At 45.0% G+C, this 26,160-nt stretch carries 27 protein-coding genes and 1 pseudogene; 19 read left to right on the forward strand and 9 right to left on the reverse strand.

All coding sequences use genetic code 11. The features are described 5' to 3' along the window. From AC0VYG_RS02315 to AC0VYG_RS02330, 4 genes are all read left to right on the forward strand, one after another. Positions 1-1,077, forward strand: a complete 1,077-nt coding sequence (locus AC0VYG_RS02315) for a sn-glycerol-3-phosphate import ATP-binding protein UgpC (protein ID WP_475430744.1) — start codon at positions 1-3, stop codon at positions 1,075-1,077. A 59-nt stretch (positions 1,078-1,136) separates the two neighbouring features. Further along, positions 1,137-1,883 (forward strand): glycerophosphoryl diester phosphodiesterase, encoded by a 747-nt coding sequence (locus AC0VYG_RS02320; RefSeq protein ID WP_475430745.1) that lies wholly within the window; start codon positions 1,137-1,139, stop codon positions 1,881-1,883. 15 nt (positions 1,884-1,898) lie between these two features. Continuing rightward, on the forward strand, positions 1,899-2,693 hold the full coding sequence (locus tag AC0VYG_RS02325; protein ID WP_475430746.1) for an HAD-IIB family hydrolase: 795 nt from the start codon (positions 1,899-1,901) through the stop codon (positions 2,691-2,693). 180 nt (positions 2,694-2,873) lie between these two features. Then, positions 2,874-3,269 carry a peptidoglycan-binding domain-containing protein gene (locus AC0VYG_RS02330; protein ID WP_475430748.1) on the forward strand — a complete coding sequence of 132 codons (396 nt, stop codon included), beginning with the start codon at positions 2,874-2,876 and terminating at the stop codon, positions 3,267-3,269. Between the two features lie 27 nt (positions 3,270-3,296). On the opposite strand, the gene AC0VYG_RS02335 is transcribed toward AC0VYG_RS02330, so the two are convergent. Further along, positions 3,297-4,235: a DUF808 domain-containing protein gene (locus AC0VYG_RS02335; RefSeq protein ID WP_475430749.1), complete on the reverse strand. Its 939-nt coding sequence runs from the start codon at positions 4,233-4,235 to the stop codon at positions 3,297-3,299. Between the two features lie 284 nt (positions 4,236-4,519). Here AC0VYG_RS02335 and AC0VYG_RS02340 point away from each other — a divergent pair, with 284 nt between their 5' ends. From AC0VYG_RS02340 to AC0VYG_RS02350, 3 genes are all read left to right on the forward strand, one after another. Continuing rightward, on the forward strand, positions 4,520-5,713 hold the full coding sequence (locus AC0VYG_RS02340; protein ID WP_475430750.1) for a GAK system CofD-like protein: 1,194 nt from the start codon (positions 4,520-4,522) through the stop codon (positions 5,711-5,713). 175 nt (positions 5,714-5,888) lie between these two features. Continuing rightward, the gene (locus AC0VYG_RS02345; protein WP_475430751.1) at positions 5,889-6,899 is read left to right on the forward strand and encodes a response regulator; all 1,011 of its coding nucleotides are present in this window, start codon (positions 5,889-5,891) and stop codon (positions 6,897-6,899) included. Positions 6,900-6,905: 6 nt separating this feature from the next. Then, positions 6,906-7,865, forward strand: a complete 960-nt coding sequence (locus tag AC0VYG_RS02350; RefSeq protein ID WP_475430752.1) for a GGDEF domain-containing protein — start codon at positions 6,906-6,908, stop codon at positions 7,863-7,865. 117 nt (positions 7,866-7,982) lie between these two features. Here the strand turns inward: AC0VYG_RS02350 and rimK are convergent, their stop codons facing one another. Together rimK and AC0VYG_RS02360 are read right to left on the reverse strand one after the other, a co-directional pair. After that, the gene (gene rimK / locus AC0VYG_RS02355; RefSeq protein ID WP_475432513.1) at positions 7,983-8,888 is read right to left on the reverse strand and encodes a 30S ribosomal protein S6--L-glutamate ligase; all 906 of its coding nucleotides are present in this window, start codon (positions 8,886-8,888) and stop codon (positions 7,983-7,985) included. Between the two features lie 75 nt (positions 8,889-8,963). Further along, positions 8,964-9,368 (reverse strand): annotated as a pseudogene (locus tag AC0VYG_RS02360) (ATP-dependent zinc protease family protein); the annotation flags it as partial. Positions 9,369-9,593: 225 nt separating this feature from the next. Here AC0VYG_RS02360 and AC0VYG_RS02365 point away from each other — a divergent pair. Continuing rightward, positions 9,594-10,508 (forward strand): D-hexose-6-phosphate mutarotase, encoded by a 915-nt coding sequence (locus tag AC0VYG_RS02365; RefSeq protein ID WP_475430753.1) that lies wholly within the window; start codon positions 9,594-9,596, stop codon positions 10,506-10,508. Between the two features lie 139 nt (positions 10,509-10,647). Here the strand turns inward: AC0VYG_RS02365 and AC0VYG_RS02370 are convergent, their stop codons facing one another. Continuing rightward, positions 10,648-11,424: an exodeoxyribonuclease III gene (locus AC0VYG_RS02370; RefSeq protein ID WP_475430755.1), complete on the reverse strand. Its 777-nt coding sequence runs from the start codon at positions 11,422-11,424 to the stop codon at positions 10,648-10,650. 114 nt (positions 11,425-11,538) lie between these two features. Here AC0VYG_RS02370 and pyrE point away from each other — a divergent pair, with 114 nt between their 5' ends. Continuing rightward, on the forward strand, positions 11,539-12,186 hold the full coding sequence (gene pyrE / locus AC0VYG_RS02375) for an orotate phosphoribosyltransferase (RefSeq protein ID WP_475430756.1): 648 nt from the start codon (positions 11,539-11,541) through the stop codon (positions 12,184-12,186). Between the two features lie 78 nt (positions 12,187-12,264). On the opposite strand, the gene slmA is transcribed toward pyrE, so the two are convergent. The 4 genes from slmA to coaBC form a co-directional block, all read right to left on the reverse strand. Continuing rightward, on the reverse strand, positions 12,265-12,858 hold the full coding sequence (slmA, locus tag AC0VYG_RS02380; protein ID WP_475430757.1) for a nucleoid occlusion factor SlmA: 594 nt from the start codon (positions 12,856-12,858) through the stop codon (positions 12,265-12,267). Positions 12,859-12,930: 72 nt separating this feature from the next. Continuing rightward, positions 12,931-13,842, reverse strand: coding sequence for an acetylglutamate kinase (gene argB / locus AC0VYG_RS02385; protein ID WP_475430758.1), 912 nt, complete (start codon positions 13,840-13,842; stop codon positions 12,931-12,933). Positions 13,843-14,156: 314 nt separating this feature from the next. Then, positions 14,157-14,615, reverse strand: a complete 459-nt coding sequence (dut, locus tag AC0VYG_RS02390; protein WP_475430759.1) for a dUTP diphosphatase — start codon at positions 14,613-14,615, stop codon at positions 14,157-14,159. Positions 14,616-14,644: 29 nt separating this feature from the next. Next, entirely contained in the window at positions 14,645-15,868 is a 1,224-nt protein-coding gene (gene coaBC, locus AC0VYG_RS02395; protein WP_475430760.1) for a bifunctional phosphopantothenoylcysteine decarboxylase/phosphopantothenate--cysteine ligase CoaBC, read from the reverse strand. A gap of 163 nt (positions 15,869-16,031) precedes the next feature. On the opposite strand from coaBC, the gene radC reads away from it, so the two are divergent. Next, positions 16,032-16,706: a RadC family protein gene (gene radC, locus AC0VYG_RS02400; protein WP_475430761.1), complete on the forward strand. Its 675-nt coding sequence runs from the start codon at positions 16,032-16,034 to the stop codon at positions 16,704-16,706. A gap of 515 nt (positions 16,707-17,221) precedes the next feature. On the opposite strand, the gene AC0VYG_RS02405 is transcribed toward radC, so the two are convergent. Then, positions 17,222-17,689 carry an Lrp/AsnC family transcriptional regulator gene (locus AC0VYG_RS02405; RefSeq protein WP_475430762.1) on the reverse strand — a complete coding sequence of 156 codons (468 nt, stop codon included), beginning with the start codon at positions 17,687-17,689 and terminating at the stop codon, positions 17,222-17,224. A gap of 126 nt (positions 17,690-17,815) precedes the next feature. On the opposite strand from AC0VYG_RS02405, the gene AC0VYG_RS02410 reads away from it, so the two are divergent. From AC0VYG_RS02410 to AC0VYG_RS02450, 9 genes are all read left to right on the forward strand, one after another. Further along, positions 17,816-18,730, forward strand: a complete 915-nt coding sequence (locus tag AC0VYG_RS02410) for a DMT family transporter (protein WP_475430763.1) — start codon at positions 17,816-17,818, stop codon at positions 18,728-18,730. A 305-nt stretch (positions 18,731-19,035) separates the two neighbouring features. Continuing rightward, positions 19,036-19,272, forward strand: a complete 237-nt coding sequence (gene rpmB, locus AC0VYG_RS02415) for a 50S ribosomal protein L28 (RefSeq protein ID WP_067012586.1) — start codon at positions 19,036-19,038, stop codon at positions 19,270-19,272. An 11-nt stretch (positions 19,273-19,283) separates the two neighbouring features. After that, positions 19,284-19,454 carry a 50S ribosomal protein L33 gene (gene rpmG / locus AC0VYG_RS02420; RefSeq protein WP_011978459.1) on the forward strand — a complete coding sequence of 57 codons (171 nt, stop codon included), beginning with the start codon at positions 19,284-19,286 and terminating at the stop codon, positions 19,452-19,454. A 149-nt stretch (positions 19,455-19,603) separates the two neighbouring features. Further along, on the forward strand, positions 19,604-20,422 hold the full coding sequence (gene mutM / locus AC0VYG_RS02425; RefSeq protein WP_475430764.1) for a bifunctional DNA-formamidopyrimidine glycosylase/DNA-(apurinic or apyrimidinic site) lyase: 819 nt from the start codon (positions 19,604-19,606) through the stop codon (positions 20,420-20,422). Positions 20,423-20,717: 295 nt separating this feature from the next. Further along, the gene (locus tag AC0VYG_RS02430; RefSeq protein WP_475430765.1) at positions 20,718-21,713 is read left to right on the forward strand and encodes a BMP family lipoprotein; all 996 of its coding nucleotides are present in this window, start codon (positions 20,718-20,720) and stop codon (positions 21,711-21,713) included. A 355-nt stretch (positions 21,714-22,068) separates the two neighbouring features. Further along, positions 22,069-23,625, forward strand: a complete 1,557-nt coding sequence (locus AC0VYG_RS02435; protein WP_475430766.1) for an ABC transporter ATP-binding protein — start codon at positions 22,069-22,071, stop codon at positions 23,623-23,625. Next, the gene (locus tag AC0VYG_RS02440; RefSeq protein WP_475430767.1) at positions 23,622-24,731 is read left to right on the forward strand and encodes an ABC transporter permease; all 1,110 of its coding nucleotides are present in this window, start codon (positions 23,622-23,624) and stop codon (positions 24,729-24,731) included. Before AC0VYG_RS02435 ends, AC0VYG_RS02440 begins: the two co-directional genes overlap by 4 nt. A gap of 1 nt (position 24,732) precedes the next feature. Next, a complete protein-coding gene (locus tag AC0VYG_RS02445) occupies positions 24,733-25,701 on the forward strand; it encodes an ABC transporter permease (RefSeq protein WP_475430768.1) in 969 nt (322 codons plus the stop codon). Between the two features lie 16 nt (positions 25,702-25,717). Next, the gene (locus AC0VYG_RS02450) at positions 25,718-26,116 is read left to right on the forward strand and encodes a cytidine deaminase (RefSeq protein WP_475430769.1); all 399 of its coding nucleotides are present in this window, start codon (positions 25,718-25,720) and stop codon (positions 26,114-26,116) included. The last annotated feature ends 44 nt before the right edge of the window (positions 26,117-26,160 follow it).

Raw genomic sequence — 26,160 nt, forward strand, 5'->3', positions numbered from 1 at the left:
ATGACCGATTTAGTATTAAAGAACATTGGTAAAACCTACCCAAATGGTTACCAAGCGATTCCAAGTATCGATTTAAGCATTGAAGAAGGGGAATTCATCGTATTGGTTGGGCCTTCGGGCTGTGGTAAGTCCACCTTATTGCGCATGGTGGCGGGGCTTGAAACCATCACTCAGGGGGATTTGCTGATTAAGGGAAATCGCGTCAATGAGAAAGAGCCAGCAGATCGTGATATCGCCATGGTATTTCAGAATTATGCTCTGTACCCCCACATGACCGTTCGGGCGAACATGGCCTATGGCCTTAAAAATCGCGGTGTTCCAAAAGAAGAGCGCGACGCTAAGGTAAACAGTGTGGCAACTATGTTGGGGTTGGAAGAATTGCTGGACCGTAAGCCGAATCAGCTGTCTGGTGGTCAGCGTCAGCGTGTGGCGATGGGGCGCGCCATGGTGCGGGATCCTAAAGTCTTTTTGTTCGATGAGCCCTTATCTAACTTGGATGCAAAGCTTCGCGTACAAATGCGTGTTGAGATTCGTCAGTTACAACGCAAGCTGGCAACCACCACCTTGTATGTGACCCATGATCAGGTCGAGGCGATGACCTTAGCGGACCGTCTGGTTGTGCTAAATAAAGGGAAAGCTGAACAAATTGGCACGCCAATGGAATTGTATAATAAGCCAGCGTCGACCTTTGTTGCCGCCTTTATTGGGTCTCCTGCGATGAATTTATTAGACGCTGAGCTGACAGAGACAGGCATTAAGCTGAATGAGTCGTTGGTGTTGCCGTGCTCTCACGATTATCGCGGTAAAGTCATTTGGGGCATTCGACCTGAGCATTTAGTCGCGAGTGATGAGCAAAATGGTGATGTCGCTTTGCAAGTACAGGCAGTAGAATCTCTCGGTGCCGAAACCTTGATTCACGGAGTGCTTGTGGGGAGTCAGCAAACTGATGGCTCGGCTGTGCCATTGGTAGTACGTTTGTCTGGCCCACATCTACCCGATATTGGAAGCCATCTTTGGTTCACTGTACCAAGGGAAGATTGGCATTTATTTGATGCCAATACACAGCAACGACTATGATACTGTCAGCGTATGTTTAATCGTTATACGATGAACGTCATTTTATCAGAGAGAGTCCAATGAAAAGCCCAAAAAAAGATATCATTAACGCAAAAGTGATGGGGCACCGTGGTGCCGCTCTATTGGCACCAGAAAATACCTTGGCGTCTATCCGTGCTGCCGCAGCGGCAGGAGTAACGTGGGTAGAAATCGATGTGTATTTGATTGCTGAGGGTGGTTTGATCATCTTTCATGATGATGAGTTGAGCCGTTGTACGAATGGTGCAGGGGTGACTCGTCAAGCATTGCCTGAATATGTCGCTGGATTGGATGCGGGCGGTTATTTCTCAGGGGCATTCCGAGGCGAAAAAGTGCCTACGTTGAACGAAGCGTTAGAGTGTATCCAGTCCCTTGGGTTAGGGTTGAACCTAGAGATCAAGCATGATGAGTCCGATGTCGAGAACATTGTGCCACCCGTCTTAGCCGCGTTGGATGCTCATTGGAAAGATAACGATAAGCTATTGATTTCCAGTTTTAATCATAGGGCTTTGCTGCTATGTCAGCAACTGGATAAGACGCGTCATCTTGGTCAGTTGTATGGGCCGATCCCAGAGGATTGGCAGACTCAACTTGAAGCCATAGAGGCTTACAGTTTGAATTGTGACTATCGGGCGCTAACACAAGAGAAGGCTCAAGCCATTAAAGGGGCAGGCTATCAATTGCTGTGTTATACCGCGAATGATATGGCATTGGTTGCCCAGCACTGGGAATGGGGAATGGATACCATTATTACGGATGATCCAACCTGTTTTGCGCCTTTGTTGTGATCCATGGAGCAGGCTTTGATTAAACCATTAGAAGTGCTGACAAAGAGCGACTGTCAGGCTGTACGTTATATTCTCACCGATGTAGATGATACTTTGACTTGGCAAGGAAGCTTGCCAACAGACAGTTTGGTTGCATTAGAGCAGTTAGCCTCTAGAGGCTTGACGGTTATTCCTGTTACGGGAGGGTGTGCTGGTTGGTCCGATATGATGGCGCGAACTTGGCCTGTGGCTGGGGTGATTAGCGAAGGGGGTGGGGTCTTTATCCACAAAGAGAATCCAAGCTCATTAAGCTATCAGTTCTGGCAAGATGAAACGGTGATGGCGGCGCAGAAAACAGAAATACTTGCCATCGTGACATCGGTTCTAGACAGTTTTCCTGCGCTACGCCTCGCTCGTGATCAAGCCTATCGCTTAACGGACGTCGCCATCGACTTTGCACAAGACGTGAGGCCTCCAGCTATCGAAGCGAAAGAAGCCTGTTTATTGGCACTGAAAGAGCTCGGACTGAATGCGAAAGCCAGCTCTATTCATATTAATGTCAGTGGGGAAGGCTATGATAAATTTACCATGGCCAAGCGCGTGTTGAACCATGTTTATGGCTTGGGTGATGAGGGCTTTGCTGCTCAAGTTATGTATGTTGGAGATGCCCCCAACGATGAAAGCATGTTCGCGCGTTTTCCCCTAAGTGTTGGGGTGGCGAATATTGCTGAACACCTTCCCAACATGGCCTATGTTCCGCGTTTTCAAACGAATTTCCCCGGAGGATTGGGGTTTGCTGAGCTGACTCAGCATTTATTATCCTTGCGTTAACACTGTCTTTTTTAATGCTTTTTCAAGGTAAATAGTCAGTTTGTTGTATACAACTTCAGCTTGTTGAAACGAAAGGTCAAACATATGCGCTTCCTATATCTTAGTATGATTCTTCATGTTATATAGTCGCCGCGCTTCGCGCATTTACAAAAGAACCATTTATGTGTATAGGGAGTTGCCATGCGTTTATATCTACCTGTTGTTTTGGCTACATGTTGTCTTGTTATTCCACAAGTTTACGCGCAAGATGCGCAACCTGCTGGAACCAAATCGACTCCTGAAGTCAAAAAAGAAATCACCAACAAGGCGGTTAGCTCTACATCAAAAGAGACAACTGTTCATAAGCTGGGTGCTAAGAAACATCTTAACAAAGAAGTGCTAGCGGCTCAAAAAGATCTGTTGACATTGGGTTATAAAGAAGTTGGTCATGCAGATGGACTAATGGGACGCAAAACAATGGCGGCTGTAAAACAGTTCCAAAAAGATCACCATTTAAAAATGACGGGTCATGTTAACAAGGCACTTGTGCACGAGTTAGCGCATGCTGTTCATCTTAAAGCGAAAAAAGTAAGCTGATAAACGGATGCTCTAATCTGATGTTTGTCAATGTGCTTCCTCCTTGCTAAAGGGGGAAGCTATGGCGATAGCCATCCCTCCCAACCCCAAGCCAATGAGAATATTAAACAAGACGGTTAGGGTGCCAGTTAGAAAAGAAGAAGAGAGTACGTTGCTAGAGGCGATGGTTTGTTCGAAACCATGTAATAGGGGAAAGCCGTGAACAAATATTCCCCCGCCAACTAAAAACATTGCGACCGTTCCTACCACTGTTAATAATCTAATGAGCCAAGGGGCGCTTTGTAAAATCACATTCCCCGTGCTTTTAATAAGAGTGTGTTTGGATTTAAACAATGCAAGACCAATGTCGTCTAACCGCACAATTAGGCCCACCAAAGCGTAGACCCCAACCGTCACCACAAACGCAATGACACTCACCACGAGAGCTTGAATTAAAATACTCTGATTTTCTACCGTGCCCAGCGCAATGACAATGATTTCTGCAGATAAGACAAAGTCTGTACGAATAGCCCCCTTCACTTTGATCTTTTCCTGTTTTTTTAGTGCTTCTTCGTCTAACTTGGGCTCGGTTTGTTTGATTTGTGCTGTAAGGCGACTCACGACGGATTGCTGGTGGGTTTTCTTGTGGCGGCGTTGTTTGATGCTGTGTACTACTTTTTCAGCCCCTTCGTAACACAGATACAGTCCACCCAGCATGAGTATGGGCTGAATCAGCCAAGGTAGAAAAGCACTGACGGCTATGGCTAGAGGCACCAAAATGGCTTTGTTAACCAGTGAGCCCTTTGCGACGGCCCACACCACGGGTAACTCTCTGTCTGCGCTAAAGCCTGACACCTGCTCCGCATTAAGAGCGAGATCATCCCCTAGTACCCCAACAGTTTTCTTTGCCGCCACTTTCGATAGCACGGCGATGTCGTCGAGTAACGTGGTGATGTCATCAAGTAGAGCCAGTAATCCTATCGACATAACAGATCATCCATCTGATTTTGAAGCTTGGCGTATTGTGCGTGAAAGCGCGAATAAAGCCAAACACTGTGTCTTCCTTCTTATTCTGTATTTTCTATATTCGGCCCTTCTTTATAAACTCCTCTGTACTTTAATGTGCTAATAGCGTGCGTGTTTTTGGTTGGGCTGCGTCAATTCCTTTGATGGCGCTGTGAAAGACGGGCTTCGCAGGGTAAACTTTGCGCAGTTTTTGTCGTTATAACGATAGGCTATGTTTTTTAAGACTGTTTAGCAAAGGGGTTGTTATGTCCACTACTTGTCGTATCTGGCGTCGTTTGCAGGTGCCAGATCCGGTTCGCATACACCGTTATGAAAGCTTGCCGGAACAAGGGCCAAAAGTTTTGTTCTTTAGTGGTGGCTCAGCGTTTAACAAGGCCAGTCGGGAGTTAAAGAAATTCACCCATCATTCCATTCATTTGGTGACGCCATTTGACTCGGGGGGCAGCTCCGCTCGTTTGCGTGCTGAATTTGACATGCCAGCCGTTGGGGATTTGCGCAGTCGATTGATGGCATTAGCGGATGAAACAGTGATGGGACAGCCGGATGTGTATGCACTCTTTACTCATCGTTTTGCGCAAACGGACAGCCTTGACGTGTTAGCCGAGCAGTTACAACAATTGGTGGATGGTCATCATCCCTTGATTGAGCCGATTCCAAACCCAATGCGTGCCTTAATTCAGACACAACTGGCGGTCACACAAGCGAAAATTAGCCCTGAGTTTGATCTGCGTGGGGCGAGTATTGGTAATCTGATTATAGCAGGTGGGTATCTGAATAATCAGCAGCAGTTAGACCCTATCGTGTTTCTATTCTCGCGTATTGTAAAAACCTTAGGAGAAGTGAAAACCATCTTGGATTCGCCCTTTCATCTAGGAGTGGAGCTAGAAGATGGTAGTGTTATTTTAGGCCAGCACAGAATTACGGGTAAAGAGCATGCCCATTTGGCCAGTCCGATTAAACATATTTGGTTAAACAAAGGTTTGCGAGGTGTGGTGCCAATTAATCGCCAAATTGCCGATGACCGACGTGATATGATCGCCACGGCGGATCTAATTTGTTATCCACCGGGTAGTTTTTACAGTAGTCTGTTAGCAAATTTATTGCCAAAAGGTGTCGGGCTTTCCATCTGTGATAACCCAAACCCTAAGGTGTACATTCCCAACTTGGGTGTTGATCCAGAGCAAATTGGCTTGTCTTTAATGGGGCAAGTGCAGTGTTTACTCTCTGTTATCCAGCGCGATCTTGATGGTCAGTCTGTCAGTAACACGTTTTCTGCTTTAGATTATCTTTTGCTGGATGATTGCTACGATTATGGAGTTGTTGATATTGAGGAATTATCTCGTCTTGGTGTTCAGGTGATCAAAACCCCTTTGATTCGACATAAGGTGGATCGCTATGACGAGGTGCTCATCGTGAAGGCGCTCCTGTCATTAACTTGATCTTATTAACATAACTCCACTATATTCATGAGTCGATTGAGTTAAAATTACAAATTATGTATTGAAAAGTCGTTAATTTAATGTCAAACAAGTATGGATTGTCTTATTGGTGGCGCTCGTTTTTGAAAATTGCTTTTATACTTGAATGGTATGGACTTCTAGGAAGAATGTATTAATGAGTACCCGTGTACTGATATGTGATGATTCTAGCATCGCAAGACGACAACTCGCTAAGGCCTTGCCGGCTGATTGGGATATTCAAGTAGATTACGCAGCGAACGGGCAGGAGGCATTAGATATTATTACCTCAAAGCCCATTGATGTGCTGTTTCTTGACTTGAATATGCCTGTCAAAGATGGCTATCAAACCCTTGAGGCGCTACAGCATGTGCCCCAAGCCCCTCATGTCTTTGTTGTGTCGGGTGACGTGCAGCCAAAAGCCGTACAGAGAGTCAAAGACTTAGGGGCGAGTGAATTTCATAAAAAGCCCATTAGGCCAGAAGTGATGCGTCAGTCTTTATTGGCGCTGAACTTAATGGTTAGTGATGAAACGGCTGCACGACACTCTATCCCTAGCGACGTTGATTTAGATAAGTTTTCTGTTTCGGACTGTTTGCAAGAAGTGTCAAATGTGGCAATGGGACGTGCGGCGAGTGTGCTGGCGGACATGCTTAATGTTTTTATCAAGTTACCCGTTCCTTCTGTTCACATTCTCGAAGTCAGCGAGTTGCAGATGGCGCTTGATTATACTAACCGAGGCGCGAGTTTTTCTGCCGTGTCACAAGGCTTTGTCGGGGCCGGTGTGGCGTTGGAAGCCTTGTTGATTTTTAATGATGCCAGTTTTTCGGACATGGCAAAACTGCTTGGTGCTTCCGGTAACCTTGAAAATACAAAAGAAATTGAGCTTTTAATGGACGTCGCTTCAGTGTTGGTCGGGCCCTACATGGATGCGCTGGGCAAGCAGATGGACATTGACTTTAGTTATGGGCACCCTTCTTTATTGGGGCAGCATGTCAAAATGGACAGCCTGATTAGCGCGAAAAAAGCTCAGTGGAAGCGGACATTAACAGTAGAAATTGTCTACGAAGTGGAGAATTATAATATTTGCTGTGACTTGTTGCTGCTATTTACCGAAGACTCGGTACCGGTTTTAGAAAAACGTTTGTCTTATTTGGTTGAGGGTTGAGTGAGTATGCAACGTCATACAGAAGAGATAATGGAGCTGCACTGGTTATTTGATATGCTCAACCATATTGATCTTGGCCTTGTTGTGATCAATAAGCAGTATCAAATCACACTGTGGAACAGTTTTATGGAAAACCATAGTGGTAAAAGTTCAACTTCTGCTAAGGGACAGGATTTCTTTGAACTCTTTCCTTCCATTGATAAAGCGTGGTTGAAGCGTAAAATCGATAACGTATTTGGCTTGCGCACGTCTGTTTTTATTTCTTGGGAGCAGTGTCCGCATTTGTTCCCCTTTAAAAGCTACCGTCCTATTACTGGGCTGGCTGAAAAAATGTACCAGAATATCACGTTACGCCCGTTAACGAATGCAGATGGTACATTAGAACATGCGTGTATTGCTGTTTATGATGTGACAGATGCGGCGAGTAATAGAATGGCTCTGTCTTCTGCGAACCGTCAATTGGAGCTGCTCAGTAAGATTGATCCATTAACTGAGTTAAACAATCGCAGTGGTTTGGGAAAGGCGTTGGAGATGACCTTTAGTTCATTTTTGAAAAAAGGCACAGGGCCACACTCCTTGGTAATGATCGATTTGGATCACTTTAAGGATGTTAATGACCAATACGGACATCTGGCAGGCGATCAAATTCTTAAAGAGATTGCCGTCGAAATGATTTCTTCCACCCGACGGGGGGATTTTGTGGCGCGCTATGGTGGTGAAGAGTTTATCATGCTGCTGCCTAACACTGATCAACAAAGTGCCAAATCCTTTTGTGAAAAATTCCGTGAAAAAATTGCCGCACGAGTGTTTAAAACGAAATCAGCGAGTATCAAGGTTACAATTAGTTTGGGAATCGCTGAACTGAATGAAAAAGATGGTAGTGCTTTTGCTTGGCTAAATCGGTCGGATCAAGCCTTGTATCAATCGAAAAAAGCGGGTCGCAACCAGTCCACAATATCCGCTTGATGTGTGCCTTCGCCTACATAAAGCTTGTATTGGTCTAAACAGAATTTCACTTCACTCTTCACTGTAAGTGTTTACAGAAAATCTTGTGCCCATCAAGCTGTTTGATGGGCACCGTGTTTACTCGCTGGTGATGCGCAGCTGCTTTTCGATTGCCATGACCATCTTGACAGCAATGTCTTCGTTGGCTGCTGTTTCGATACCTTGCAAACCAGGGGAAGAATTGACCTCTAGTACTAAGGGGCCTTTGTTTGAACGAATGAGGTCGACGCCCGCTACTTTTAAATCCATGGCTTTGGCGGCCTTAATGGCTAGGCGCTTTTCTTCTGCGGTGACTTTAACGAGCTCGGCTCGCCCACCTAGATGAATGTTGGCACGAAACTCGCCAACAGCGGCGATACGTTGAATGGAGGCCACCACTTTGCCATCAATCACAAAACAGCGTAAGTCTTTTCCGCTGGCTTCCTTGATAAACTCCTGAACCAAAATGTTGGCATTGAGGCTCTTAAAGGCATTGATGACACTGTCGGCGGCTTTGCGGGTTTCTGCTAGCACAACGCCTTTGCCTTGTGTTCCCTCCAGTAATTTGACGATCAACGGGGCACCGCCAACCATATTGATTAGATCGTCAGTATCGAGTGGCGAGTTAGCAAAGCCTGTAGTCGGGATCTGTAAGCCATTATCTAGCAATAACTGTAGGGAGCGTAGTTTGTCTCGGGATTTTGCAATTGCCATGGAGGTATTTAAGCAATACACTCCGAGTGATTCGAATTGGCGCAATAGGGTGCATGCGTAGAAGGTTTTGCTAGGGCGAATGCGTGGAATGATGGCATCCAAATCATTTAATAAACGACCACCACGGTAGTGAATTTCCGGTGTGGTGGCATCTAGCTTCATATAACAATTTTTAATGTTTAAAAATTGAATTTCGTGACCACGAGATTCGGCGGCTTCCATAATACGGCGGTTGCTGTACAAGTCTGGATTGCTTGCCAGTAAGCCAATTTTTAATCCCTCGGTACGCATTTCAGGGGCTTTATATAAGTTCGCTAAATCGTTTTGGCAGTGATCTCCTAATAAACAAGAACCTTCAGGGTCGACTAAAATACGACCATTCATCGCCTCACGCCCCAACAGCATGCGATAGCCCATGCTATCGCGATCGGTGAGTGTGACTTCGATTGCCCAGGACTTTTCACCAATGGCGAGAGGGACTCGAATAACAGGACGTTTCTCCTTATCACCACTGGAGCTTTTAACAACACGATGGTCGATAATCGGTGCTTCACAATGTACAGTGATTTTGCGGTTTTCCTGTAGAGGGTGTACCTCAAAGCCAGCCCATTGGACGCCGTCTCGGGAGAAAAAATGAATATTAATGGCATGAAGAGACGAGGTTTTTGCTCCAGAATCGATACGAGCTTTCACCGCAGGGATATTGATGGATGGAAAGGCGCACCATTCCTCACTACCGATGACCATTTTTGGTTCATTAAATTGATTCATGGGCAAAACTCTTCATAGATTAAGCGATTAGTATCAAAAATTTAGGCGCTTTTTCGCTATGAAAAAACGCCCATTGTAGGCTGGTTTATAGCTTAAAACGGCCTTGAGGTTAAGCCTTAATTCCATAAACTTTTACAAGCAAAATAGTCGCCATAAGTGTAGGCTATTGTAATCGCCTACTGTCAGGATACTATGTGCATACCGGATTATCTAATGGAGTCATGAATGAATGGCCAACTAATACAAGAGTTGGAAGCGCTGGGTGGGGATTTATTGCCCGCAAGCCTTAGAGAGTGTGATGAGATTGTTATCGATCAGCCTGAATACCATGCTCGCATTGCATTGTGGGGTGGTCATTTAGTGAGCTTTGTGCCAACAGGCCAAAAGGATCTGTTGTTTCAGTCTGCTAACCAAGGAGATCAAACGCGTTTCGGCCGCCGTCATTTCGGTGTGCCCGTTTGTTGGCCATGGTTTGGGGCTAATGAAAAGCAACTGGATTATCCTGCTCATGGTTTGGCTCGTTACTTTCGTTGGCAATTTTCCGAAGCCGGACGCTTCAAAAATGGCGATGTAAAAATTGTACTGCGTCTGGCCTCAGAGGATCATCCTTTGCTAGAAGAAATGTGGCCTCAGGCATTCGAATTACGTCAAGTATTTCGCTTTACGGGCAATGGTTTTAGTATCAATTTCTCTGCCGCTAATTTATCGGATAAGTCGATGGCAGTGACAGAAGCATTGCATACCTATTTTCATGTGGGAGACAATCACCAAGTTCAGGTTCAGGGGTTAGATGGCGTGTCGTTTATCGATAAGCTCGACAATGGTGCTCGTAAAAAGCAGAGCGGTGTTATCACGCCATTTGAATGCCTGGACAGTGTGTATATTGATTCGCCTGATGAGTGTGTTATTGAGGATGCCAGTTTCGCTCGTAAGATTACTCTCCGCACCCAAGGCAGTCAAAGTACTGTACTGTGGAACCCTGGCCCTGAATTGGCTAAAAAGCGCGGGGATATGGAGGACGATGATTATCGTCACTTTGTCTGTGTGGAAACCGCCAATGCATTAAACAATGGCTATCAAATTGCCTCAGGTGATATGCATCAACTTAGGCTGTCTGTTACAGTCGAGGCGCTCAGCTAATGGGGTACAGATAAAACGAGACGGCTTAATGCTGCTCTTTGTCTGTTGTTAAGGCGTGTTATCCCATTAAAGCCTGCGGTCACCTTGTACCGCGGGCTTTTTACTTTTTAGTGCGCTACTTTTATGACGCTGAAGAAGATCAGTCGATATCGTATTCCATAATTAATGGCGCGTGATCCGAGAAACGTTGTCCTTTGTAGACGCTGCCTCCTTGGATGATATTGCGTAGCCCTGGTGTGGTGATCTGGTAGTCAAGTCGACCGCCTTCATCCAATTTCCAAGCGCGCTCATAATCAGGCCACCAAGTGTACTGTTTATCTTGTTTGTTTACCTGGCGGAAGGCATCAATGTATTCATGTTCATTGAATATTTCGTTGATCCATTTACGCTCTTCTGGCAAAAATCCAGAATTACGTTGATTGACAAACCAACTACTAACATCGATTGGGGAACGCGCAACATTGGCTGTCCCGCAAAAAATAAATTCGCGGCGCTTACGGCGTGTTTTGATCAAATGGTTTTTAAAACCTTCCATAAAGCGATACTTATGTTCTTGTAGTGCATCTTCATGGTTGGAGCCATGAGGAGTTAAGAACGTACCAATGCTCACTTTATCAAAGTCAGCTTGGATAAAGCGGCCTTCAAAGTCACATTCAGGAAAGCCCATGCCAGTCATAATGGCCTTAGGCATGGTTTTGCAATAAATCGCAACACCTGCTTGATCCGGATTCTCGACGGAATCGAAGAAGTAGGTATTGAACTCTGGAGGAAAGAAAACACTGTCATTGAGACTGCGTTCATCTGCTTGTATATCCTGTAGACATACAACATCAGGGTTCTGACGAACCATCCATTCAAAAAAGCCGCGATCGGCTGCTTGTCTTATACCGTTTACATTAAGGCTGATGACCTTCATTTCTGGTCCCTACAATTCCTAGCCGTGTGTTATATTAGCACCTATCCAAAGTTGGCATGGCTTCGCTCGTTCTTGGCGGCGCTTTGTTACGTATTTAATCTATCTGGAGTTGGCATGAAACCTTACCAAAAAGACTTTATTGAATTCGCCATTGAGCAAAATGTTTTGCGTTTTGGCGAGTTTACCCTTAAATCTGGCCGTGTTAGTCCTTACTTCTTTAATGCAGGCTTGTTTGCTTCTGGTCAAGCGCTGGCTAAGTTAGGACGTTTCTACGCTGCCGCGTTAATGGAAGCTAATGTTCCATTTGATGTTCTATTCGGTCCCGCTTACAAAGGGATTCCCCTTGCGACAACCACGGCAGTGGCTCTGTATGACCATCATAATGTGGACACACCATACGTCTTCAACCGTAAAGAAGCAAAAGATCACGGTGAAGGCGGTTCACTGGTTGGTGCAGATCTGGCTGGTAATGTCATGATTATCGATGACGTAATAACCGCCGGAACTGCCATTCGCGAAGTGATGGCCATCATTAAAGGAGCCAACGCAACGCCTGCCGGTGTCCTGATTGCCTTAGATCGCCAAGAACGTGGTCAAGGTGAACTATCCGCAATCCAAGAAGTCGAACGGGACTTCCAAATGCCTGTTGTCAGTATTGTGTCGCTTAACGACATCATGACGTATTTAGCAGAGCAGGACTCCCCAAGCTTTGCTAAACATCTTGATGACGTCAAAGCGTACCGAGATCAATACGGTATTTAACCATCAATGAGGGTCTTGTTTATGAGATCCTCACCTTTTATTTCAGCGATACCCCTTATGTCAGCGATACCCTTTAGTTTAGCGATTTAGCATCAAATTTTGTGCCAATGTGGACCACTGTTCCGTCCACACACTGGTTGGTTTGACTTTAAAATCACTGCGTACATAGTGGCGAATCTTCCCTTCTATTATGGCGATCAAAAGATCGGCACAGGGTGCGACGCCCATGGCTGGACGTAGCCCTTGTTTCAAATCCGCTTCGCGCATCACTTGCTTTAGCTGCGTTTCGATACGCTCAAATAATTGTGCGATGCGAATACGTAGGCGATCCGTTTCACCAGCCAGTACATCAGCCGTTAACAGGCGGCACATGCCAGGGTTATGTTCTGCAAAGCCAAGCGTCAATGTCAGTACCATCTCAATACGAGTTAATACATCGGCTTCTTCTTGAACAATGCGGTGGATACGAGTAAACAATGATTCTTCAATGAACTCGATCAAACCCTCAAACATTTTGGCTTTACTAGGAAAATGGCGGTAGAGCGCCGCTTCCGAGACTCCAACTTGTTTTGCCAAGGCTGCCGTTGTTATGCGGGCGCCTGGGCTACTTTCAAGCATTTGTGCCAGAGCTTGTAGTATTTGCGTGCGTCGATCGCTTTTTTTTGTGCTCATCTGACCGTCCAGTATCAAACCCATTATTGTCGTTGAGTGCCTCTAATTGGGCAGGGTTGGCTTGTACGTTGCTTATTCTTCGTCTTTTTTTACATTAGAGATCAGTGTACCTACCCCTCTGTCTGTGAGTATTTCTAACAGTACAGCATGGGGGACGCGACCATCATTAATGATCGCGCTGGTAACGCCGGCATTGACTGCAGACAATGCACAGCTGATCTTGGGCAACATACCACCGTAGATTGTTCCATCGGCAATGAGTGCATCAACTTGAGCGGTACTGAGCCCTGTGAGTACATTGCCGTTTTTGTCTTGTACACCAGAAATATTGGTTAACAGCATAAGTTTCTCTGCGCCAACCGCTTCTGCGACTTTCCCAGCCACTAAATCGGCATTGATGTTGTAAGAGTTGCCTTCAGCATCCACGCCAATGGGTGCGATAACCGGAATAAGATCACTGTTTTCCAGCACCTTTAAGACACTGATATCTATGCTGGCAACTTCACCAACATGACCGATGTCGACTGGTTCTGGTGCGCTCATTCCTTCCGCTTGATGTTTTACAAACAGCTTTTTAGCCTGAATAAAGTGGCTATCTTTACCGGTTAAGCCAATGGCTTTTCCGCCTGCTTGAGAGATCATACTGACAATGTCTTTGTTGACTTGTCCACCGAGTACCATTTCAACCACATCCATAGTAGTCGAGTCGGTGACGCGCATGCCATTGATGAATTTTGATTCGATATTAAGCTTTTGTAGCATCTCACCAATTTGCGGGCCACCACCATGCACCACAATAGGATTAATTCCGATGGCTTTCATTAACACAATATCACGAGCGAAGCCGGCTTTGAGCTTTTCGTCTGTCATGGCATTGCCACCGTATTTTATAACGAGGGTTTTGCCTGCAAAACGCTGAATATAAGGCAGTGATTCACTTAATATATTGGCGACATCTAAAGCGGATTCTCGCGAAAAAGCCACGTGTAACTTACTCCTGTCAGAAAAAGAGCCAAAGACTCTTACGATCATCAAAATGGGGCGTGTATTTGTAAAGTGATTTGCTCCTTAAGGCTCTTGGTGAGTGTAAGCAACCACTTATCCCCGAAATAATAACGTGAACTTGACAGATTAACTATAGATTTTATTGGAAAATGATCCACTAAATGACTTATGAAACTAATTTTCACAATAGGGCAAGAGGATAGGTGAAGAAAAGTTGGTAGGTAAGACATATAGATGAATTTCCCTCACCCATATGTCTCTTTCTTTACTAACAGGGTTGATACTGCATTGGCTTATTTGGTACCTGTATGGCCAAAGCCGCCTTCGCCTCGCTCGGTTTTTTCGAATTCAGTGACAATGTTAAATTCCGCTTGAACGACAGGTAATAACACCATTTGAGCAACGCGTTCACCGGGTTCAATGGTAAAGGTGGTATTGCCTCGATTCCAGCAAGAGACCATCAGTTCACCTTGGTAATCAGAGTCGATCAAGCCGACTAAATTACCCAGCACAATGCCATGTTTATGTCCGAGGCCAGAGCGAGGTAAAATGGTCGCAGCAAGGTTTGGATCCTGAATATAAATAGATAACCCCGTTGGCAGCAATGTTGTTTCACCAGGAGCAAGCTCGATTGCTTGGTCTAGGCAAGCGCGAAGGTCAAGACCAGCAGAGCCTTCTGTGGCGTAGGTTGGCATAGGGATGTCTTTGCCGATTTTGTCGCTCAGAATTTTTACTTGGATAGGGTGTTTCATAAAAGTTCACTTACTGTTTAAAAGAATGGTTAACGAGTTTTATGGTAATGACTGCTAATGCAATCCACCAGTGAGACGGCTAAATCCGCTTTTGCAGCCTTTTCTGGCTGCCATGTTGCGTCTTTGGTAATGACGGTGACTTGGTTTTCGTCGCTGTTAAAACCTATGTCGTCGCGAGACACATCATTGGCAATGATCATATCTAATCCTTTACGAGCTAGTTTGTCTTTAGCGTAATCCATGACATTTTGTGTTTCTGCCGCAAAGCCGATAATGCAGCGGGCAAGACGCTTACTGGCGAGAGTGGCAATGATGTCTGGATTTTTAACCAGCGTGAGGGTTAATTCATCACTGTTGGTTTGCTTTTTCATTTTCTGATCACAGACGGCTTTCATTTTAAAGTCTGCGACGGCAGCAGCGCCAATAAAGACATCGGCTTGTGGGGTCATGGTATTCTCACAAGCAGCAAGCATCTCATCGGCACTTTTTACCGGTATGATATGCACGCCATTCGGTGCTGTGATTTGTACGGGGCCGCTTATCAAAGTGACGTTTGCGCCACGGGCCTGTGCGGCGGCCGCTAGGGCATAGCCCATTTTGCCAGAACTATGGTTGCTGATATAGCGAACAGGATCAATAGCCTCCATGGTGGGGCCTGCCGTAATCACCCAATGTTGCCCTGCTAAGTCTTGAGCCATATTTGTATTTTCAAAATGAGCCGCGACGGCCTGGGTAATATCCTGTGGTTCACTCATGCGACCAGGGCCAATATCACCACAGGCCTGCGCGCCCTCGGCTGGACCAATGCTTAATACACCGCGATCAGCCAATAAAGAAGCATTTGCTTGAGTGGCAGGATGACGCCACATGGCTTGATTCATGGCTGGAGCTAATAAAACGGGGGATTGCGTTGCTAAACACAGAGTGCTTAGTAAATCGTTTGCCATGCCTTGTGCATAGCGTGCCATAAAATCGGCCGATGCCGGGGCTATGATAATAAAGTCTGCCCATTTAGCGAGCTCAATATGCCCCATGCCCGCTTCGGCGTTGGGGTCTAATAGGGTGCTACGAACCGGGTTTCCCGATACCGCTTGTAATGTCATCTCGGTAACGAAGGCTTTAGCGCCCTCGGTAAGCACTACCTGAACATTCGCACCCGCTTTACTGAGCAAACGTATAAGCTCGATGCTCTTATAAGCAGCAATGCCGCCAGTGATACCCAGTAGAATGCGTTTTTGATGGATAGACGACATAAAAAAACTTCTCAATTTAAGCCATGGCCGATAAGGTAATAATAGGATGAGGCGTCGTAATGTAGGTTGGTTATTTGATTTGACCAACCTTGTACAAAGTAAGCCTCAGCCTTTCTAGTATAATTGCAGTAGCGCAAGATTATCATGGATCAAGGAGGAGATCATGAGTATTAAGCATTGGCCTGAGCAAGAAAGACCCAGAGAAAAACTGATCCATCATGGTGCGGGCGCATTGAGTGATTCCGAGTTGTTGGCGATTTTTCTGCGTACGGGCACGCAAGGTTTGAGTGCCGTGGAGTTGGCTCGGCAAGTATTGAGTCACTTTGGTGGGTTGCGTTCGCTGATGTCGGCCAGTCGTGAGGAATTCTGCAAAGGGCTAGGATTGGGGGATGCAAAATTCACCCAGTTACAAGCGGTGCTAGAAATGTCGAAGCGACATTTGCACGAGCAACTTGTGCGTGAAACGGTATTTACCAGTGCCGAGCACGTCCGTACTTACTTGTCTTCCCAGCTTCGCCATTCCCAACGGGAAGTGTTTGCAGTGCTGTTTTTGGATTCACAACATCGCTTAATTCGCTATCAAGAGCTTTTTATGGGCACCATTGATGCCGCTGCCGTGTATCCACGGGAAGTGGTCAAGGCCGCTCTGCAATATAACGCCGCTGCCGTTATCCTTGCTCATAACCATCCAAGTGGTGTGGCGGAGCCTAGTCAGGCCGATATTACTATAACGGATCGAATCAAACGGGCATTAGAGCTTGTTGATGTGCGGATGCTAGACCATTTTGTGGTGGGGGATGGCGCGCCTGTGTCACTGGCTGAAAGAGGGCTTTTGTAGATTCATGGTAAAAATGATAAGAGCGTCCTAGATCGTGATATGGGGCGTTCTTTAACTATATTGTACTTAATATTCCAGCTTTCATTATCTAGACAGAGAGGCTGATATGAAAGTTCGAACTATTTTTTTAAATTGGTTGATGTTTGGAGGCACTTTTGCTTGGGCTGACAGTTATGTTGGTGTGCAAAGTCTGAACATATTTTCATCATTAAGAGGGAAAAATTTAGCGGTCACTATCTGGTATCCAAGTGATCCATGCGCGCTCAGATATTCATGCAGAACTTGAGAGCTTGATCGAAACCTCGTTGATGCAAACGCTGAAATAAAAGAGCTGTATTGATTGTTTTTATAAAAGACGATGCTGTTTACTGAGTCAAGTTAGATTGATATCAGTATTGCAAGTAAAATCAAACAGTTATTGGGTTGATATACGACTGCCTGATCACTTTATTGTTGGTGAGGGCTCGCCGTTTTCCTTGCTGGAGAAGGAGCTCTTAATAGAAAAACGTAGTAAGTCAATGTGAGCTTGAGGGTAATGGCACTTCTAAGCTCACTTTGACATTTCCCATTACTACATTGGAATGGAACTTGAGTATGGTTTTGTCGTCCAAAAATAGCTCTTGGGTAATGATATCGTATCGTTGCATGCTCTTTGTGGCGATCACTAAAATAAAGTCATTGTCTCCGGCAACATAATAACATTGTTGTACTTCAGGGTAGTTTAGGGTTTTTTGTTTGAAGTTATTTATTACCGAATTGCCACCTTGTATTAAGACGACTTCAACAATGACTAGTATATGACCGCCTAATTCAACCGGACTTAGTACCGCAATTTCTTTTTCTATGACTCCTGACTGTCTCAATGTTTTTAATCTTCTTTGCACGGCGGTTGCCGACAAACCAATAAGTTGACCTATTTCTTCTGTTGTTCTTCGGGCATTGGATTGCATTAATTTTAATAGTTGGTAGTCAAAAGAATCCATAGCGCAGAAAATCCCCAAAAAATAAAAATATACGCAGTTAATCAGCGTGTAGCTAGCTGTTTTTCTGCGAACCGTTCTAAGTGTGCTACTAAAATAGAGAAAAGCCAAATAATGGGGAGTAGATAGATGCTGATTAAGAATAAAGATGTTTTTTTGGGGATTGGTATGGGGTTAATCGCATCGCTAATTTGGGGTAGTTGGCCTGTTATATCGAAATTGGCTCAAATTCAGAGCGTTACCTCTGTCGAAATTTCTATTCTACGGTTTGGCGTTTCCGGTTTGATATTGTTCCCCGTTTTATTTTATCACTCTGTATCTTTGCGAATATTTTTTACCAAAGGTGTCGCGTTGTCTATTGGTGCGGGTATGCCTTATGTCTTGCTGGCAATGAAAGGTATTTCACTTTCGTCAAGTGCTCATTTTGGCATTATTGCTCCCAGTTGTATGTTGGTTGTGTCGACCTTAGGCAGTGTGTGTTTTCTTTCTGAGACCTTGTCTCGTCAACGGCTGGCCGGAGTGTTTGTGGTTGTGCTTGGAGTATTGTTCGTTGGTTGGAACAGCCTTAACAGTATGAGTCCGCAGGTTTTTATGGGGGATTTGATGTTTGTTGGTTGTGGTGTCTTGTGGGCTAGTTTTACTTTGTGTTGTAAATATTGGCAGCTTAGTGCTTGGCTAGCGACGTCAATGGTTTCTGTAGTCTCTGGAATAGCGTGTTTACCATTATACGCTTTTAACCACGACTCTTTGTTTACCAATCTTTCGGTTCCTACACTTTTGATACATGGAACTTTTCAAGGAGTATTGGTGGCTATTTTTGCCCTGTATAGTTATTCGAAAAGTGTTTCTTTATTGGGTGCCGCAAAAGGTTCTGTATTTGCTGCTCTGGTTCCTCCTTTTGCGCTTTGCTTGGGGGTAATTATCTTAAATGAAGTGGTGACTTGGGTGGAAGTTACAGGTATTGCGTGCGTTGTCTTAGGCATGTTGCTTGCTTTGGGGTTGATTCAGCTTTCTTATAAGAAAAAACTGTTTGTTGGCGTTTAGTTGATCTTGTTATGTGTGTCCAGCTGATTATTGTTAGAAAAACATAGTGACGCTGCGCAAGGTAGGCGCTCGTTTCGATAAGGAGCGTCATCCATCATTATGCTTTTCTTTGGTGCCTTTTGTTAGATCGCGGCAATTGATCATTTTTTTAACAAAAAGAATTGCTCAATGGCTCCGCTTATGGGAAAATGCGCGCCGCTATATCCTCGGTACGGGATTTTTTTGATTCATAAGGAATCATGCTCCGCCTGAGGAAGTGAAAGCACACTTCCAATAATTTTCTGGATAGCAAAAGGTATTTAATTATGTCTCGCGTATGTCAAGTTACTGGGAAACGTCCTGTTACAGGTAATAACGTTTCTCACTCAAAGCGTCGTACTAAGCGTCGTTTTCTTCCTAACCTTCACTGGCACCGTTTTTGGGTCGAAGGTGAGAACCGCTACATCCGTTTACGTGTCTCTTCTAAAGGTATGCGTATTATCGATAAAAAAGGCATCGAATCAGTTCTTGCTGACCTTCGTGCTAACGGCGAAAAAGTATAAGGATCTGAATCATGGCTTCTAAAGGCGCTCGCGATCTTATTCGCATGGTATCTTCCGCTGGTACTGGTCACTTTTACACAACTGACAAGAACAAGCGTAATACTCCAGACAAACTAGAAATGAAAAAGTTTGATCCTGTTGTACGTAAGCATGTTATGTACAAAGAAGCGAAAATTAAATAATTTTCGATCTTTGTCAAAAGGAACCGACTCAGCGAGTCGGTTTTTTTGTATTCGATGTTCGGTATTGAAAAATTCTTATCTAAAATAAAGAGTTTTGTCTAAAGGGTTAGTATAATCGCTTCTTTTTAATCGTTTGTGGGATTTTATTCATGCCTGAGTTGCCAGAGGTAGAAACAACGCTACGAGGCATCGAACCGCATCTTGTTAATCAGACAGTGGCTAAGATTGATATTCGTCAGCCAAAGCTGCGTTGGCCAATCACGCCTGAATTAACGGAGCAAATGCAAGGTCAAGCCATAACTCACTTGTCTAGGCGAGGAAAATACATTGGCATTCATACCGCCAAGGGAACCTTAATTATCCATTTGGGCATGTCTGGTAGCTTGTATTTTGTGCCAGCCAATACCCCGCCCTTGTTTCACGATCATGTGGACTTTTGTTTTGCAGGGGAGGCGAATTGGCTGCGTTATACCGACCCTCGACGTTTTGGTGCCATCTTATGGACGACAAATGATTGGCTCCAGCATGAGCTATTGAACCATTTGGGTCCAGAGCCTCTGTCACCAGATTTTCACGTAGATTATCTACATGAAAAGGCAAAGGGGCGTAAAGTGGCGATTAAAACCTTTATTATGGACAGTAAAGTGGTTGTGGGGGTTGGCAATATTTACGCTAATGAAGCCCTGTTTATGGCGGGTATTCGTCCTACTCGTATGGCGAGTAAAATCAGTAAAGCTCGTTTAGCTTATTTTGTTGAGTGCATTAAAATGGTGCTTGCCTCGGCAATTAAGCAAGGTGGTACAACATTGCGAGATTTTGTCGGTGGTGATGGTAAGCCTGGCTATTTTAAGCAGGAGTTAGCCGTGTATGGTCGAGCCGGTAAGCCTTGTCGTCAATGTGGTAGTGAGTTGAAAGAAATTCGTCAAGGCCAGCGCAGTACCGTTTATTGCCCAAATTGCCAAACCTGACTAAATAGATAAGATAGGCATGTTTATTGCTCGACTTTAGTCGATTTTATTCGTCTATAGTTCTTGAGTAGTGAATAAAAAATGTGTTGCTAAGAATCGTCGCTCAAAAAACAATCTACTTTGATTGTTTTTTGATTGCGATATGAGTTGAATAAGTTTATTTTTGACCGGATAGACAACTTAAGGAAGGTAGGAACAAGTTCTTTGGTCTCTGAAAACCTGAGGCTTAGAGAATTTATTTGCACCTTCTTTTAAATGTCGATGCCACAATTAAAAAACCATAAGAGGAATTGGAATGAAAGGTGTCTTTCTTGCGTCTGTGACCGCACTGGCAATGTCTGCAACGTTAGCTCATGCCGCAACTGATAAGCCGGCGGTTGTTTACGACCAAGCTGGTAAATACGATAAATCTTTCAATGAAGGTGTTTATAACGGTGTCCTAAAATACGAGAAAGACACGGGTCAGAAAATACGTGAATATGAACCAAAAAATGAAGCGCAAGTTGAGCAAGGTCTTCGTCGTTTGGCACAACGTGGTTACTCTCCGATTATTGCCGTAGGCTACAGTATGTCTGCTGCCACAGAGAAAGTGGCAAAAGATTTCCCTAATATTCATTTTAGTATCATTGATAGCGTGATTAAGCTGCCAAACGTACAATCGATTGTCTTTAAAGAACAAGAAGGCTCTTTCTTAGTAGGGGCTTTGGCTGCGATGAAGTCTAAAACCCATACGGTTGGCTTTATTGGTGCAATTGATGTTCCGCTGATTCGTAAGTTTAGCTGTGGTTACAAACAAGGTGTAAAATACATTGCACCAAAAGATAAAGTGATTGTTAACTTTGTTGGTTCTACGGGGGCTGCTTTCAGTAACCCAACTCAAGGTTCTGAACTGGCCAAAAGCCAAATTTCCCAAGGGGCTGATGTTATCTTTGCGGCCGCTGGTGGAACGGGTATTGGTGTTTACCAAGCCGCAGCCGATGCTGGCAAGTTCGCAATTGGTGTGGATTCAGATCAAAACTACCTTCATCCAGGCGTGATGCTGACTTCTATGGTTAAGCGTGTTGATCAGGCTGCTTACAATGTATACAAAAGTGCGGCTGCTGGAGACTGGAAACCTGGTGTAGTGACCCTTGGCCTTGCGGATAATGGTGTCGATTGGGCATTGGACAAGTATAACGAAAAATTGATCACTCCCGAGATGAAAGCGAAAATGAAGACAATTCGTAAAGACATCATCGATGGTAAGATCAAAGTACATGATTACTCTGTAAACAACAGCTGTAATATGTAAGAGACACACAATCAAGCAGCGACTTATTGATATGAGTCGCTGTTTTTTTGTCTTTGACGTTTTTTGTTTTTGCTCTTTTGATTAATAGATTTGCCCAAGATTTATTGTACGAATGGCTGTTCCGTTCGATTACCCATATTCGGTATTGAGAGGGAGAGCACGAACACGTTTTCTTGTCTCGATAATGGCGCCTGCATCCTTAATAGTCTCATTTATGCAGGACGCTGTGTGTGAATCAAACATGCTTCCTAATCCGGCGGGTTAGGTGGGTTGATGTATTTGATTTTTCCTGTTTTGAAGGGGGATTAAATGCATTTGCTGCCCCAATACAACATAGACGAATCATTATTTAGTTATGATAAATACAACTATTCCATACGCAATAGAGTTGCGTGATATAAGCAAGCGCTTTGGTGCGGTTCAGGCCAATAAAGACATTTGCTTGCAAGTACCTAAGGGAAGTATTCACGGTATCATCGGTGAAAATGGGGCAGGAAAATCCACTTTGATGAGTATCATTTATGGCTTTTATGAGGCGGATACGGGTCATATTGAAGTGGATGGCGAGATCGTTGATATTCGCACTTCGCAAGATGCAATAAAAGCGGGTATCGGTATGGTTCACCAGCACTTTATGTTGGTGGAAAATTTTACCGTACTGGAAAACGTAATGTTGGGAGCCGAAGGTGGCGCCTTATTACGAAAAGGGGTTAGTAATGCGCGTGCTGAGTTAAAGCGATTGGCTTCTCAGTATAGCTTGGATATTGACGTCGATGCGGTGGTGGAAGAGCTTCCCGTTGGCCTACAACAGCGCGTGGAAATTTTGAAAGCTTTATATCGTGGCGCGCGAATCTTGATCCTCGATGAACCTACGGGAGTGCTGACACCGCAGGAAGCGGATCATTTGTTTCGTATTTTGCACTCCTTGAAAGAAAAGGGAGTGACGGTTTTATTGATCACCCATAAATTGCGCGAAATTTTGGCCTCGACGGATAATGTTTCGGTGATGCGCCAAGGGGAAATGGTTGCTCATCGAGAAACGTCGAAAACCAACAAAGAAGAACTGGCTGAATTGATGGTCGGTAAAAAAGTTCGCTTGACGGTTAATAAAGAAGAAGCAAAGCCTGGCAAGGTGGTTCTATCCGCTAAGCACCTTTCTCAGGTTGACAGCCAAGGTGTAAGGCGCTTGAAAGATGTCAACTTAGAGTTGCGTGCGGGTGAAATTTTGGGGGTTGCCGGGGTTTCCGGAAACGGCCAGAGTGAGCTGTTGAATGTGCTGTCTGGTATTACGGCCATGAGCGAAGGTGAAATCCATTTCGCCGGTGAAGTGATTTCTGTCAGTGCACCAAAAAATGCGGCACAAATGCGTGATATGGGGATGGCTCATGTACCAGAAGACCGTCATAAAATGGGATTGGTAACAGGGTTTGAGGCCTATGAGTCAGCGATATTAGGCTACCATAACTCGCCAGTTTATAACGGCAAGTTTCTTATGAATCGTAAAGTCATGTTAGATGAATGCAGTGAGCGCATGGCCGCATGGGACGTTCGACCACCTAATCCATATCTGAAAACGGCCAATTTTTCAGGTGGTAATCAGCAAAAAATTGTGATTGCCCGCGAAGTGGAGCAAAACCCTGATGTGTTGCTGATTGGTCAGCCAACACGTGGTGTGGACATTGGCGCAATCGAAAATATTCATGAACAAATTGTTAGTTTACGAGACGCTGGCAAAGCAATTTTGTTGGTTTCGGTAGAGTTGGATGAAATTATGGCATTGAGTGATCGCATCCTCGTGATGTTTGATGGTGCGGTGGTTGGCGAGCTGGAGGCAAAAGACGCTAACGAACGCGTTCTTGGTTTGATGATGGCGAACTCTTACAGTGATGATCCACAAGGAGAGCCAGCATGAATCAGGCAAAAGTCCCAGTTTGGGTTAATATTGTATTGATCCCATTGTTAAACATTACCTTGGCATTTGTTATTTCTGGTTTGGTGATTTATGCCATTGGTCAAAACCCAATAGAAGCCGCTGGTTATATGATTTACGGCGCCTTTGGCTACAGCGAAGGGATTGGCTACACGCTATATTATGCAACAAACTTTATTTTCACCGGGCTGGCTGTGTGCGTGGCCTTTAAGGCGGGTTTGTTTAATATTGGTGGTGAAGGCCAAGCCTATATTGGTGGCTTAGGCGTTGGCTTAGTGTGTCTCGCATTGGATCATTCAATGCCATTTATCGTTATTGCGCCCTTGGCGATTATTGGGGCAGCGGTATTTGGCGCCGCTTGGGCCTACGTGCCAGCTTATCTTCAAGCGCGTCGTGGTAGCCACATTGTAATTACCACGATCATGTTCAACTTTATTGCGTCGTCTTTAATGGTTTATCTGATGGTGAACTGGTTAAAAGGGACGCAAAACATGTCTTTAAACAGCCGTACGTTTGAGCAAAATGCTTGGATGCCTTATTTGCATACTTTGCTGACACCCTTGGGGATTGATATCGGCGATTCTCCGGTAAACCTCTCTTTCTTTTGGGCCTTGTTGTGCTGTTTTGGGGTGTGGCTATTAATTTGGCATACTCGTTGGGGATATCAGCTACGAACCTTAGGGACCAATCCTACTGCTGCAAAATACGCTGGCATTGATACCGCAAAAGTGACCATTTGGGTGATGTTGGTATCGGGCGCACTAGCGGGTTTTGTGGGGATAAATGAAATCATGGGGGTCAACCACAGCCTGTTGCTGAATTTTGCAGCGGGTTATGGCTTTACTGGGATTGCGGTGGCGTTGATGGGGCGCAATCACCCTGTTGGTATTTTCCTTGCGGCGATTTTGTTCGGTGCTTTATATCAGGGTGGTGCGGAAGTGTCATTTGATATGCCGCAAATTACACCGGACATTGTTGTGGTGGTTCAAGGTTTGGTTATTTTGTTTTCTGGCGCTTTAGAGCACATGTTTAAAGATCGTATAGAAGGCTTCTTTATTCGCAGAGCCGCAGCAGCACAGGAGAAATAAAATGTACGATACGCTTATTCAAATGTTGGACGCGACCGTGCGTGTCTCTGCGCCATTAATTTTGGCGGCTTTGGCGGGGCTCTTTTCCGAACGAGCAGGTATTGTTGATATCAGCTTGGAAGGGAAAATCCTCGGTAGTGCATTCGCTGCGGCGGCGGCCTCTGCGGTATTTGGTTCTGCTTGGATCGGTTTGATCTTTGGCATCATCGCCTCCGTTGCTTTGGCCTTGATACATGGTTTTGCTTGTATTACTCATCGTGGCGATCATATTGTCTCGGGGGTGGCGATTAATACCATTGTTGCGGGGATAACGGTAACCCTTGGTTTGCATTGGTTTCATCTGGGGGGGCAAACACCTGCTCTGTCAGGTGATCAGCGTTTCTTAGCTATTACCTTGCCTTTCGCTCATGCGATACAGGGTGTCCCCGTTATTGGGCAGATATATTCGAACCTGATCAGTGGCCATAATATTTTAGTGTATTTGGCCTTCATTATGGTGCCGGCAACCTATTGGATTGTCTATAAAACGCGATTTGGATTACGCCTTCGTGCTGTAGGGGAGAATCCCCATGCTGTGGATACGGCAGGGATTTCGGTGACTTGGTTACGCTACCGAGCAGTGATGATGTGTGGCGTCTTGTGTGGTGTGGCGGGTGCTTACTTGTCGACGGCGCACAATGCGGGCTTCTTGAAAAATATGAGTGCGGGTCAGGGGTATATGGCCCTAGCGGCATTGATATTTGGTAAGTGGCGACCTGTTCCTGTGATGTTTGCTTGTCTGCTGTTTGGCTTTTTGAATGCGGTGGCTGTACGTTTGCAAGGTGTGATTATTCCAGGGGTTGGTGAAGTGCCAGTACAGGCAATTGAATCGTTACCTTATGTGTTAACCATATTGTTATTGGCTGGCTTTATCGGTAAAGCCGTTGGGCCAAAAGCGATCGGCCGCCCTTACGTGAAAGAACGAGCCTAATAGCAGGATAAGAAAAATGGAAAACTCCGAGCTTTTTAAGCTAGCAAAAGAGGCGATGGATAAGGCTTACGTGCCTTACTCCCATTTTCATGTTGGTGCGGCGATTTTGACGATGAGTGGCAAGTATTACTCAGGTTGTAATGTTGAAAATGCGGCCTATCCAGAGGGGACCTGTGCTGAAGCAGGAGCCATTGCTGCCATGGTGCGTGGCGGTGACGCTCAAATTCAAGACATTTATGTAATGGGAAAGGGTGATATGCTAGTGACTCCTTGTGGTGGTTGTCGGCAGAAAATTCGTGAGTTTGCTACTGAGCAAACGAGAATTCATATTTGTAGCCCAACACAAATACAGAAAACCCTTACCATGGATGAGTTGCTGCCTTTGTCATTTGGTCCTGAGAATCTTGCCAAATAAATAATAAAGGGAGACTGATTCAGGCTTTAGTTTGTACCGGTTAA

This window comes from Marinomonas sp. 63XJN7_7_ISO-PGPR-S23-202 (assembly GCF_056173505.1).